The organism is Streptomyces sp. NPDC002825 (genome assembly GCF_040295385.1).
Lineage (GTDB): Bacteria > Actinomycetota > Actinomycetes > Streptomycetales > Streptomycetaceae > Streptomyces.
This window is the reverse complement of sequence record NZ_JBEOVH010000066.1, coordinates 1-12,277: the sequence shown is the minus strand read 5'-3', so window position 1 is coordinate 12,277 and position 12,277 is coordinate 1. Positions and strand designations below refer to the sequence as shown.

At 72.9% G+C, this 12,277-nt stretch carries 9 protein-coding genes and 3 pseudogenes; 2 read left to right on the top strand and 10 right to left on the bottom strand.

The genetic code is table 11. From position 1 onward, the window contains the following. A pseudogene (locus ABT041_RS38720) lies at positions 1-161 on the bottom strand (DUF4389 domain-containing protein); the annotation flags it as partial. A gap of 458 nt (positions 162-619) precedes the next feature. On the opposite strand from ABT041_RS38720, the gene ABT041_RS38715 reads away from it, so the two are divergent. Beyond that, positions 620-2,017 (top strand): amino acid permease, encoded by a 1,398-nt coding sequence (locus ABT041_RS38715; RefSeq protein WP_351193796.1) that lies wholly within the window; start codon positions 620-622, stop codon positions 2,015-2,017. A 129-nt stretch (positions 2,018-2,146) separates the two neighbouring features. Here ABT041_RS38715 and ABT041_RS38710 read toward each other — a convergent pair whose 3' ends face one another. The 5 genes and pseudogenes from ABT041_RS38710 to ABT041_RS39175 all read right to left on the bottom strand — a co-directional run. Next, positions 2,147-2,617 carry a cyclic nucleotide-binding domain-containing protein gene (locus ABT041_RS38710; protein WP_351193793.1) on the bottom strand — a complete coding sequence of 157 codons (471 nt, stop codon included), beginning with the start codon at positions 2,615-2,617 and terminating at the stop codon, positions 2,147-2,149. A 244-nt stretch (positions 2,618-2,861) separates the two neighbouring features. Further along, positions 2,862-3,302 (bottom strand): Lrp/AsnC family transcriptional regulator, encoded by a 441-nt coding sequence (locus ABT041_RS38705; RefSeq protein ID WP_351193790.1) that lies wholly within the window; start codon positions 3,300-3,302, stop codon positions 2,862-2,864. A 199-nt stretch (positions 3,303-3,501) separates the two neighbouring features. Next, positions 3,502-6,462: an aminotransferase gene (locus ABT041_RS38700; protein ID WP_351193787.1), complete on the bottom strand. Its 2,961-nt coding sequence runs from the start codon at positions 6,460-6,462 to the stop codon at positions 3,502-3,504. A gap of 282 nt (positions 6,463-6,744) precedes the next feature. After that, a pseudogene (locus ABT041_RS38695) lies at positions 6,745-6,940 on the bottom strand (oxidoreductase); the annotation flags it as partial. 61 nt (positions 6,941-7,001) lie between these two features. Next, positions 7,002-7,848: pseudogene (locus ABT041_RS39175) on the bottom strand (alpha-galactosidase); the annotation flags it as partial. A gap of 149 nt (positions 7,849-7,997) precedes the next feature. On the opposite strand from ABT041_RS39175, the gene ABT041_RS38680 reads away from it, so the two are divergent. Then, complete coding sequence (locus ABT041_RS38680) at positions 7,998-8,552, top strand: NPCBM/NEW2 domain-containing protein (protein ID WP_351193798.1); 555 nt, start codon at positions 7,998-8,000, stop codon at positions 8,550-8,552. 62 nt (positions 8,553-8,614) lie between these two features. Here the strand turns inward: ABT041_RS38680 and ABT041_RS38675 are convergent, their stop codons facing one another. From ABT041_RS38675 to ABT041_RS38660, 4 genes are all read right to left on the bottom strand, one after another. Further along, positions 8,615-8,842 carry a ferredoxin gene (locus tag ABT041_RS38675; RefSeq protein WP_351193785.1) on the bottom strand — a complete coding sequence of 76 codons (228 nt, stop codon included), beginning with the start codon at positions 8,840-8,842 and terminating at the stop codon, positions 8,615-8,617. Further along, entirely contained in the window at positions 8,839-10,032 is a 1,194-nt protein-coding gene (locus ABT041_RS38670; RefSeq protein ID WP_351193782.1) for a cytochrome P450, read from the bottom strand. The genes ABT041_RS38675 and ABT041_RS38670 overlap by 4 nt, the downstream gene beginning before the upstream one ends. A 362-nt stretch (positions 10,033-10,394) precedes the next feature. Beyond that, positions 10,395-11,180 (bottom strand): GNAT family N-acetyltransferase, encoded by a 786-nt coding sequence (locus tag ABT041_RS38665; RefSeq protein WP_351193779.1) that lies wholly within the window; start codon positions 11,178-11,180, stop codon positions 10,395-10,397. 153 nt (positions 11,181-11,333) lie between these two features. Next, positions 11,334-12,143, bottom strand: a complete 810-nt coding sequence (locus ABT041_RS38660; protein ID WP_351193777.1) for an SDR family NAD(P)-dependent oxidoreductase — start codon at positions 12,141-12,143, stop codon at positions 11,334-11,336. Positions 12,144-12,277 lie beyond the last annotated feature (134 nt).

The window sequence follows — 12,277 nt, the reverse complement described above, 5'->3', positions numbered from 1 at the left end:
GCGATCACCGTCACGACGAAGAAGGCGATCCAGAGGAAGAGCAGCACGATCCAGTGGGGGATGACCAGGATCCATTTCACCAGCCACAGCCAGCGGGACAGCCGGCTGTCGAGTTCGGCCGTCACCGTCACGGCAGGGTGCGGGGCGCTGGAGGTCTCCATGGTCGTCACGTCCTCGTCAGGTCGTCATCTTCGTAGGTGAGCCCCGCGACGCTGCGGTGCCTCATCGCTCGTCACCTTCCCGCGCGTTCGACAGGCGGCCCCGCCTCTCAGGATGACCCGCTCGCCGCGGGTCGGCGAGGGTTGTACGGCCCAACGAGGCCTCCGTGGCCCCGGGAGCCGGTTCCCCAGGACGTCAACGGCGTGTGGCGTGGCCTGGGCCCTCAGCGCCGTTGGGACCGCCGATCCCGAGCCGGGCCGTGATCGCGACGAGCGCGGGCAGCGGCGCGGCGACCGCACCCAGGGCGTCAACCAAGCCCCTTGGAACACAAGGTATTTCGGCTGCTCTTTGACGCTCTGCTGACGTATCCTTGATGCCTGGTGTGCCGGGAAGTCTGGTCGGCGGTCGTGTGCGCATGGGCTCCTCCATGCGACCGGCTCTCGCCAGAAGGGCGTTTCCCGTGACCGCCATACAGCAGCCCGCCATGCCTGCCCCGGCGCAGGGACCCACCGGGCGGCGCGCACCGCGCAGGTCCGTCCTGTTCTTCGCGTTCGCGTTCGCCGTCATCGCCGACCCCGTCTCGTCGGTCGCCTACGCCATCGAGGCCGCCCTGCGGGCCCTCCACGGCGATCTCGCGCTTCTCCTGCCCACGATGATCCTGGTCGTGGGGCTGGTCGTGGTGGTGACCGCGAACTACTGGCAGCTGGTCCGCCGGTTCCCCAAGGGCGGGGGAGCGGCCGCGGCGGCCGGCCGGGCCTTCGGGCCGCGCTGGACCTTCGTGCCCATCGGCGCGCTCGTCGTCGACTTCGTCCTGACCATCGGGATCTCCATCGCGGCCGCCGCGAGCGCCGTGATCGCGCTCTTCCCCGGCTTGAGCGCCTGGCGGATCCCGCTCGCCCTGCTCCTGCTCCTCGTGGTGGCCGGACTGACCTGGTTCGGGCACGGAGGGCGACTGCTGTTCGCGGTGATGACCGTGTCGTTCGTGCTGGTCGCGGTCGCTGTCCTCGTCCAGGGCTTCGTATCGCCGCAGGGGGCCGGTACGGCGCCCGCGTCGACCGACCCGGGGCGATCGGCGGCGCTCGCCGTGGTCCTGGCCTTCCCGGTGGCCATGGCCCTGGCCACCGGCGTGGAGGCGCCCTCGACCGCGATCGCCCAGCTCGGCCAGCTCGACGACACCCACCGCCGCCGCTTCGGGCGCGGCACCCTCGCCCTGCTCCTCGTCATCGTGGGCGGCCTGACCCTGGCGCTGACCGCCCTCGCCGTCCAGCTGCGCATCGGGATCCCCGGTGAGGACTCCACCCAGATCGCCGACATCGCCCACGCCGCGAGCGGATCAGGATGGCTCTACGGGGCCTTCCAGCTGACCAGCTCCCTGCTGCTCCTCGCCGCAGCGAGCTCCTCCTTCCAGGCCGGCCCCGGGCTCCTGAAGGCGCTCGCCGGCACGGCGGACCGGCCCGGCGTGCTCCCCGCGGTACTCGGCCGTACCAACCGGCACCACACCCCGTACTGGTCCGTCGTGGTCTACCTGGCCGCTGCCGCGGTGATCATCCTGGCCGCCGCCGGAGAGGAGCAGGAGCTCGTCCTCTTCTACGCGGTGGCCGTCTTCGTCAGCTTCCTCGTCGGCCTGCTGGCCATGACCCGCTTCGCCCGTGCCGAGCGCAAGCCGGCCCTGGCCTGGCTCAACGGCACGGCCGCCGCGGCAGTGGCCTTCACCCTGGTCGTGAACCTGCTGCGCGGCTGGCCCGTCCTGTCCCTCGTCGCGACCATGCTCATCGCCGGGGCGTTCTACGTCCGCTGGGTACGGGCGGGCCGCCCGTCCGGCATCGAGGACGTAGAGGCCCGCGCCGAGGCGGACTGACCTGCGGGGCGCGGGAGCGAGGGGCGGCGGTGCCTGCCGGGCGGTGACCTGTCCGGCTCCGCGCCGGTCGCCCGGCGGGGCCGCGGAGGCGCAGTTTCCCGGGCGTCATGTCGGCGACGGCGAACGGCCTCAGCGGACGTACGCGAGGTTCTCCGCGCCGACGCGCGGCATGAGGTCCTCCAGAAGGCGGCCGCGGGCGGAGAGGAGCCGGCGTGCCATGGTCGCGGCGACGCAGGCGAACACGGCCTCGCCGACGGTCGGGTCCTCCGCGCAGAGCTCCCTGACGGCCTCGGCATCGAACTCGAGGGCGCGTACCTCGGTGGTCGCCGTGGCGCCGAGATGCCAGTGATGGGGCGGGAACAACCACGAACAGCCGAGGAGGGAGCCGGACACGAGGGTGTCCACGACGGCGTTTCGGCGGCCCGGGACGTGCATGTCGAGCTCGACGCGACCGCATTCGATGATCCAGAAGCGGTCGGCATGCCCGCGCTCGTGGAAGATGCGCGTGCCCGCGGGGAAGCGGACCGGGTGGGAGTGCTCCAGGAGTCGGTGGGCTGCCTCGGGAGCGAGTTCGTCCAGCAGCGTCCGTGTGGTGCTCATGGTGTCCTCCAGCCCTTCCCTCACAGGCTCCCGCGCGGCGTGCGGGCTCGCGGAGGGCCGCGCAGGTCACACCGGGGGGCCCGAAGGGCCCCGCCTCGGCGGACCAGGACGCCCTCCCCGGAGCGGGGTACGGCGGCCGTCCGGCCCAGCTCGTCGTCGCCGGGGTCGCGGAGCCCCTCGGACCTTCGGGGCACGGCGCCGACGTGCAGGAGCAGCGGGGCGACTCGGCCCTGCACCGGTCTCCTCAGTCGACGTTCCACAGGAAGCGGTGGGTGTGAATGGCGAAGTAGGGGAAGCTCTCGACGGAGGCGACGCCGTCGACGGCGCGTACGACGTCGTTGACGAAGTCGAGGAGGTCGCGGGGCTGGGCGCAGACCACCTCGGCGAACAGGTCGAAGCTTCCCGCGGTCAGAACCGTGTACACGACCTCGTCGTGCCGGGACAGTTCGTCGGCGACGGCCCGGGGGTCGCCGTCGACGTGCAGGCCCAGGAGGGCCATGGTCTGCCGCCCCATGGTCATCGGATCGGTCACGCCGACGACCTGGACGGCCTTGCTGTCGATCAGCCGCTGCAGCCGCAGCCTCGCCGCGGAAGGCGAGAGCCCCACCTTCGGCCCGAGGTCGGCGTACGGGATGCGGCCGTCGACCTGCAGCTCCCGCAGGATCGCCTGGTCGATCTCGTCCATGGAGCACCTCTCTTTGCATGAACGGCGAGCCGCACACTGGATTCGAGCACAATGACGCATTCACGCGCCCGAATCAAAGACGGGTGCCCGGGTGCGGAAGGGGCCGCTGACCTCGTACGCGACGCCGTTCGAGGAGGAGTCGGCGACCTTGCTGCGGTGATATCGGCGATACCCGTCGCCGACGACGAGCCCGGTGTCATCAGGCGTGACCGTGGCCGAGTTGGGCGAAGGCCACGTCGAGCATGTCGGCGAAGAAGTCGGCCGCCTCGGTGTCGATGCACAGCGGGGGCTTGATCTTCAGGATGTTGAGGTGGTCCCCCGTGGGCTGGACGACCACGCCGAGGTCGAGCATGCGGTCGCAGAGCTCGGCGGTCTCCTCCGTTGCGGGGTCCAGGGTGGTGCGGTTCCGGACGAGTTCGAGGCCGAGGTACAGGCCGGAGCCGTGGACGGCGCCGATGATGCCGTAGCGGTCGGCCAGCGCTTCGAGCCGGCGCTTCAGATAGCCGCCGACGCGCACCGCGTTGCCCTGGAGGTCCTCGTCGCGCAAGGCGTCCAGGACGGTGAGACCCACGACGCTGGAGACGGGGCTGCCGCCGGTGGAGGAGAAGAAGTAGCCCTGGTCGCGGTACCGGTCGGCGACCGCCTTGGAGGTGATGACGGCGCCGAGCGGGTGCCCGTTGCCCATGGCCTTGGCGACGCAGACGATGTCGGGGACGACCTGCTGCTGCTCGAAGCCCCAGAACCAGTGCCCCAGACGGCCGTAGCCGACCTGGACCTCGTCGGCGACGGCCAGGCCGCCGTGACGGCGCACCGCCGCGTACACCTCGGCGAGGTAGCCGTCGGGCAGGGCGACTCCTCCGGCGTTGCCGTAGAACGTCTCGCCGATGAACGCCCCCGCGGGCCGGCCGGAGGCGGCCAGCTCGTCGATCGCCGCTACGGCCTCGGGCGCGTAGCGCAAGGCGTCCTTCCCGCGGTGCCGACCGCGGTAGGAGTTGGGCGAGTCCACCGTGTGCACCCAACCCGGGCGGGTGGCCAGGGCGTTCGGGTTGTCCTGGAGCGAGGTGGAGACCGCGTCGGAGGCGTACGTCCAGCCGTGGTACGCCTCGCGCAGGGCGACGACGTCGTGCAGACCGGTGGCGCCGATGGCCAGCCGGAGGCCCAGATCCACGGCCTCGGAACCGGAGTTCACGAGGAACACCGTGTCCAGGGGATCGGGGAGGAGGGCGGCGAGGCGTTCGGTGAACTCCACCACCGAGGCGTAGTGGAAGCGCGAGTTGGTGTTGAGCTTGCGCAGCTGCCGGGAGACCGCCTGCTCGACGCGGGGGTGGGCGTGACCGAGCGGGGTGACGTTGTTGACGATGTCGAGGTACGAGCGGCCTGCGGTGGACAGCAGGTGGTGGCGCCAACCGCGTTCGATACGGGGCGGGTCGGCGTAGTAGTGCCCCTGCACCGTCGCGAACACGGCGCTGCGCCGGCCGAGCAGGTCCCCCTGCTCCGTACGGTCGCCGGCCGGGAGACCGAGGAGCGGGGCCGGGTCGGCTGTGAGGGCGAGCCAGCCGGCGGCGTACTCGGGGCGTACCAGGGGAGGGACGGCCGGGCCGTCGGCGTAGCGCAGCGCGACGTGGAGCGAGGAGCCGGAGGGCAGAGCGACGAGATCCTCACCGGCCCGGACCGAGGTGCCCGAGGCGACCGGGGGAGTGACCGTACGGGGGAAGGACAGCGTCAGCGCCCACGAGCCGTACGTGAGCTCCACCAGGCCCGGCGCCGCGGTGAGGACCTGCCCCGCGGCAGGGGCCTGCAGCAGGGCGTCCCGGCCGAGCCGCAGGTCGATGCCGGTGGGCACCGTAGCGGGAGAGACGTCGGCCAGCGCCCGTGCCCGGGTGAGTCGCGGCTGGGCGTACCGTGTGGCGACCGCACCCGCCCCGTCCGCGAGCGCGGCGGCCGTCAGCCGGTCCTCGGTGCCCGCTTCGAGCCAGGCTCCTTGGTCCAAGGAGTCCGCGTCGGTGGACAGGTCGCAGTGGGCGATGTCGTCGGGCGAAAGGCCCCGCAGCAGGGGGAACTCCGGCGCGCTGGCTTCTGCCTCCGCCTCGTGCAGCCCGATCGCGTCGCGCACGAGACGGGTCATCACGGGCACCGGGACGCGGGTGGCCTGCTCGAACACGCGCCACTCGCGGTCGAGTGCGGTCGTCACGTAGGTGTTGTCGGCGTCGACGGCCGCCTGGTGTCGTCCGCTGGCGACCAGACCGGCCGCGCGCAGGACCACCAGCGGCCACAGCGCCTCGGCCTCCCCGGGGGAGAGCGGCCGCATCGCGTGGAAGGCGCGGACGGCGGGCAGCACGTGGTGCGGCTCGACCCCGTCGTGGTGGAGGACGGACGACAGGCACACGGCCAGCTCGCCGATCGCCCAGCTCGTGGTCAGGTCGCCGAAGTCGATGACGCCGTCGGGCAGGGGCACGGGGGAGTCGGGGCGGCGGATCAGGTTGTCGTCGGTGAGGTCCAGGTGCACGGCCTGCGACGGAAGCCCGTCGGCGACCTGCTGGACCCGGGCCCAGGCCTCGGCGGTCGCGCTCCGGACGGCGGTGCGCTCCTCGGGCGGATCGATGTGCTCGGCGAGGCCTGCGACGACGCGGTCGGCGTGGCGCAGGTCCCACTGGAGGACGCGGTCCAGGCCCGGGTGCCGGAAGTCGCGCAGCGCGGTGCTGACCTTCGCGGTGACCGTGCCCATGGCCGCGACGGTGCTCGGGGACAGATGCCGGGGTCCCGACAGGGCGCCGCCGGGCAGGTGGCGCAGCAGCCGCGCCACGGCCGGCCCGCTGTCGGTGTCCACGGTCGTACGGCGGGGGGAGCCGTCGGGGTGGCGCAGAACGGTGGCGACGCGGAGGTCCGGGTGGGCCGATGCGATGAGGTCGGCGGCAGTGTCCTGGGCCTCGATCTCCAGGACGCCGAAGGCGGGGTTGGCGATCTTCAGGATCGCCAGGGGCGTCCCGTCGTCGCCGCGGAGCAGGAAGTTGGCGTCCTGCTGGCTGCCCAGCGACTCCGCCCGGACGCAGGACCCGAGGAGCTCGGCGCCGACGCGGGCCGCCTCGCCCGGCGTCACCCGCGGTGCGGGAAGCGCGTCCTCGGCGAAGAAGTCGATCGTGCGGTGCGCGTCGTGCGGCATGCGGGGTTCCTCGGCTGGTCCGGGCGGCGGCGAGCCATCCGCTTGAACGGCGTCTCATCCGGTTGTTCCAAGCACGATGGCGCATAGTCGCGCGTGAATCAAGTGTCGTGACGCGCGAATCACGCGTCGCGCGGCCGGTGCGGTAGTGAAATCTGGACCGGGGCGCGACCCCGCCGGAGGTCCGTCAGCGGCGTGAACGCCACCGTCTTACGGGGAGCGGGCCTCGCTGCGACGGCCGGAGAGGCGGTGCGCACCGCCCCTCCGGCCGTACCGTGCAAGCGGTCAGGCGCGCAGCTCGCCGTCGATGACGATCACCGCACGGCCGGTGAGCAGGGTGCGCTCGCCGCGCAGCCGGGTGTGGACGAGGCCGGTGCGGCACCCACCCTGGAGGCCCGTCAGTTCGTCACGGCTGAGGCGGGCGGACCGGTAGGGAGGCCAGTACGGTGTGGGCGCTGCCGGTGACCGGGGCCTCGTCCAGCGGCCGGCCTCGTGGCGGCTGAAGGCGCGCAGCGCGGGCGGCGGCCCGCCGCCGGCGGCCGTCAGTCGCACCTCCGCGGTCGGACCAGGGTGCCCGTCCAGTCCTGCCGGGGCAGGTCGAGCGGCAGGCCGTGCGCCATCAGGACCGCGCCGTGATGGACGCGGCCGGTGTCCTCGTCGCGGTACCGGGCGCCCGGGTCGAGGCCGCGCAGCCGCAGCGGCGCGGCGGGCTGTGCGTGGGCCGGGGTGAGCCGCCAGGCGAGCACGACGGTCCGCTCACCGCGGGTGTACTGGACGCCGTGGCCGTCGAGGCCGTACTGCAGGCCCTGCTGGACGACGGGCCGCACCTCCTTGTACCGCGCGACGAGCGCGGCCGCTTCGGCGCGCTCCCCGGCGGACCAGTCGAGCAGGTTGCCACCGAGGCCCAGGGCCCCTGCCATGGCGACGTGGAAGCGGAAGCTCAGCGGGACGGTGCGTCCGGTGAAGGGGTTCGGGCAGTCGGTGACCCAGGCGCTCATGGTGCGGGCCCGGTAGAGCCGGCTGTAGCCGTGCTGGATGGCGATCCGGTCGACGGCGTCGGTGTTGTCCGATCGGAAAGGCCTCGGGGCGGGGGGTCCAGTCGCCGAGGCCCGCGGTCTCGTCGCGGCGGGCGCCGAACCAGCCGTCGTCCATCACGAAGAGTTCCGCGCCCAGTTCGGCGGCGATCGAGGCGAGGCTCTGCTGGCCCTGCTCGTCGACGTCGAAGCCGGTGGCCTCCCAGGAGTTGTAGACCACGGGCCGCAGCTCGTCGGGGTGGGGGAGCACGTGCCGGGCCTGGTGGGCGTGCCAGGCGCGGCTGGTGCCGCCGAAACCGTCCGCGCGGTAGAGGCCGGCGAACGCCGGGCCGGTCCACCGCTGTCCCGGGTGGAGCCGCCAGGTGCCGCTCACCGCGAGCTTCACCGACCTCGGACCGGTCGCCGCCGCCGGCCCGACCGCCACCGCTCCCGACGGGTGGACCGTCAAGCCCACCGGGACCAGCGCCAAGGACGGCCTGGGCGTCGGCCAGACCCTCTCCACTCCTGGACGGTACGGCCGCCCGTCGACGCCAAGCCCGGCAGGCACCAGGTCAGGGCCACCGCCGCCTACCGCTGGAACGGCACCCTCGGCGCCACCGTGGAGAAGACCCTCACCCTCACCGTGCCCCCGGCCGTCCCCACCGGTACCCGTACGCCAGTGACCTGCCGATCACGGCCTCGTCCGCCGACTGGGGCATCGTCCAGCGGGACAAGAGCCCGGCCGGCAACCCGATCACCATCGAGGGCGTCCACCACGCCAAGGGCCTTGGCGCGCACGCCGAGTCCAGCGCCCTCTTCTACCTGGGCGGCGGCTGCCGCACCTTCGACGCGACCGTCGGCATCGACGACGAGGACGGCCCGCAGGGATCGGTGACCTTCGAGGTCTGGGCCGACGGCCGGAAGGTCGCCGAGAGCGGCGTCATCCGGGGCACCGACCCCGGGCAGTCCTTCACCGCCGACGTCACCGGCGCCGGCGAGGTCGAACTGCGCACCACCGACGCCGCCGACGGAAACTACTACGACCACTCCGACTGGGCGGAGGCCCGCTTCACCTGCTGACCCCGGCTTCCCGACCCCACCCGACCCCACCCGGACCGGCCCGGAACGGGCCGGGCCGGGTCCTACTCGTCGGAGTCGGCGGGTTCCGGTTCGAGGAGGGTGATCGCCCCGGAGGGGCAGACGCCGGCCGCCATCCGAGCCGCCGCGCCGAGGGCGGCGGGAGGCTCGGACTGCAGCAGGAGTACGAGCCCGTCGTCCGGGTCCTGGTCGAAGACGTCGGGGGCGGTCATGGCGCACATCCCGGCGCCGATGCAGCGCCCACGGTCGACGCCCAGGCGCGGCGCGCTCACTTCGCGTCCCAGGTGACGGGGAGGCTCTTCACCCCGAAGATGTCCGCGGTCTCCGGGCGCAGGCGGACCTCCTCGGCCGGCACGGCCAGGCGCAGGGTGGGGAAGCGGTCGAGCAACGCCCGGAAGGCGACCCGCATTTCGACGCGGGCCAGCTGCTGCCCCAGGCACTGGTGGATGCCGTGGCTGAAGGCCAGGTGCCCGGCGGCCTGCCGGTGGACGTCCAGGGTGTGGGGGTCGGGGAAGCGCTCGGGGTCGCGGTTGGCGGTGTTGTACGAGAGGAGGACCGTCGTGCCCGCCTTGACGGTCCGGCCGCCCAGCTCGACGTCCTCGAGGGCCGTCCGGTGGAACGTCTTGGCGACGCTCAGATACCGCAGCAGTTCTTCCACGGCCCCGTCGGTGAGTGCGGGATCGGCGCGCAGCGCGGCCAGTTGGTCCGGGTTCTGCAGCAGCGCGAAGGTGCCGAGGGAGAGCATGTTCGCGGTCGTGTCGAAGCCGGCCGCCAGGAGGATCAGGCTGATCCCCTTCAGCTCCTCGTCGGTCAGGTCGCTGTCGGTGAGCTCGCTGAGGACGTCGTCGGTGGGGTGGGCGCGCTTGGCGGCGACCAGCTGGGCGAGGTACTCCTGGGTGGCGGTGTAGGCAGCGATCAGCTCCTCGTCGCTGACCTCCCCGCCCATGAACGCGTCGATCTGCTCCTGGAAGGACGCCCGGTCCTCGTACGGAACACCCAGGATCTCGCAGATCACGATGGTGGGGATGGGCTTGGCGAACGCGGTCACGAGGTCCGTGGGCGGCCCGGTCTCCTCCATGGCGTCGAGGCAGTCGGCGGTGATCTGCTCGATCCGCTCGGTGAGCATCCGCATGCGGCGCACGGTGAACTTGCCGACGAGGGGCTTGCGGTAGCGGCTGTGCTCGGGCTCGTCCATGAGCAGGAACTCGCCGGGCGGAGCCGGAGGGAGCTGGAAGTCGACGACGTTCATGAGGTCCTTGCGCGAACTGAATCGCGGGTCGGCCAGGACCGAGCGCACCATGTCGTAACCGGTGATCAGCCAGCCGGGCTTGCCTCCGGGGTGGGTGTACGCGCTGATCGGGCCGTGCGTCCTGGCCTCGATCAGCTCGGCCGGCGGGTCGAAGGGACAGCTGGAACGACGCTCCGTGGGAAGCGACGTGACGGTGTGAAGGGAGTCGCTCATGGTCCGTCCTCATCTCGCGATATGACGTGTTCGGCGTTGATCGAAAGCTACGTTGCCTTCACGATGGCGTCAATCAGTGGAATGCGTTATTGCAGGTGAGAGGTGGGGAATTGATGCAATGACGGTGAGGTCGAATGCAACGGCCCGTTGCAATGGGTGGCGGCGAAGGCAATACGCGCGGGGGCGGCGGCGGTCGGACTCGGCTGCGCGGTCCCGGTGACCCCGGCGTCACCGGGCTCAGCCGGCTCAGCCGACGTGGACGCTGGGGCGGCGCTCCCGGTCGGGTTCCGCCTCGCGGAGGAGCTCTCCACCGCCAGTACCCGGAAGCGGCCGGTAGGAGCCGTCCCGGCCCGTACGTCGGGTCACGCGGCCGCCCGCAGCGGGGGCGCGGTGCTGACGGCGAGGGGGCCGGTCGTGTGGTGCACGTACTCGCGGAGGAGGCGGAAGCCGGCGGTCCAGGCCAGTAGGCGGCCGGCGCGGTGGGCGCGGGAGCAGCTCCACGTGGCGGTCCGTCCTCGGCCGGTGATGTCGTCGGTCAGTCCCCGGACGCAGGCGAGGGCGAGGTGCTGTCGTCGCTCGGAGGGGTCGGTGGCGCAGGCCACGTCCTCGTACCGGCTGCCGGTGAAGCGTGTGCAGGCCAGCGCCAGGACGCGGCCCTTGCGGAAGGCTGCCCAGCCGTGTCCCGACGCGGCGAGGCCCGGGGGCCCGCCCCAGGTGGCGTGGATCCGTCCCATGGACGGGTCGACGGCGGCGAGCGCCGGACCGTCCTCGGGACGGAGCCGCCGTACCGTCACCCCGCGCGGCACGCGCGGCGGAGCCCCGGGCGCCTGGTGCACGTAGAGCATGCGGTCCCAGGGGTGCAGGCGGTCGAACGCGGCGCCGAGCACCGGCAGGAAGCGGTCGGAGGCCTCGACGCAGAGACCGGCCAGCGGGGCGAGGCGGTCCGGGGCGAGGGCGGTGGGGTCGCCGGCCAGGAGGGCGTGGCCGCCGCAGGTGACGGCGACGGCGCGGGGGTGTTCGGAGCGGTCGGTCCACCAGGTGCCGTGGCCGGTGGCGAGGACGTGCTCGGCGAGGGCGGCGGTGCCGGGTCCACCGGCGGGGAACACGCGGGCGCAGGCCGGGGGCTGGTGGGCGGGGTGAGGGATCACGGGAGAACCTCCGGTACGGACACGGGGCGGCCCGCCCGGGGGACGGGCCGCCCCGGTCGGGGTCAGCTCTGGCCGGCCTTGCGGCCGTGGTGGGCCTTCTTCTTGCGGCGGGCCTTCTTCTTGCGTGCGCGCTTCGACATGGGGGTCGCTCCTTCAGGCGGTGTGGCCGACGAGAACGGCGGCGAGCTTGCTCAGGCGCTTGACCGTGCGCTCCTCGGTGGCGGCGGGCGCGGGGGCGACGCGCTGGTCGCGGTCGTAGTAGGCGCCGTTGACGATCTCGACGGCCGGGTCGCAGAGCCGTACGACATGGGCGGCGCCCTCGGCCGGCGACACGCCCTCGTGGGCGTACAGCGGCAGCAGGCTGGTGGCGCAGATGCCGGGGTGGACGGAGACGGCCGTGACGCGCGGGTCCGCGGCGAAGACGGTCAGGGCCAGCTGCGACTGGGCGTAGGCGGCGAGCCGGGAGTAGCGCCGGGCCCGGTTGGGGTCGGCCCACTGGATGGACCCGGACCGGTGCAGCGACGAGGACACGTTGACGACCCGGCCGCCGGGCTCCGAGGTCAGGGCCGGCTCGAGGAGGTCGGTCAGGAGGTAGTGGGCCAGGAAGTTGACCTGGAAGGCGACCTCGTTGCCGTCGACGGTGACGGTGTGCCGCTCGGGCGCCGCCATGCCCGCGTTGTTCACCAGGACGTCCAGGTGGGGGTGTTCGGCGCGGACCCGGGCGGCGAGCTGCTCGACCTCCTCCAGGCGGGAGAAGTCGGCCCCGAACGCGCACAGGTGCTCGGCGGACACGTCGGAGAGCGTGACGAGCCGGTCGACGGCGGCGTGCGCCTCCTCGGCGGTCCGGCCGTGCAGGAGGACGGTCGCGCCGCGCTCGGCGAGCAGCCGTGCGGTCTGGTGACCGATGCCGGAGGTGGCGCCGGTGACGAGCACGGTGCGGCCGGACAGGGAAGAAGCAGACATGGTTCGTCCAGAGGTTGTCGATGGGGTACGAGAAGAGGGGCGTCCGCTCATGGTGCTTCCCCTCTCCGCGCACGCCCCCGCGCACGCCCTCGCCTCGTACCGTCGACCCGTTCAAAAGCCCGTGGTCGTGGGCC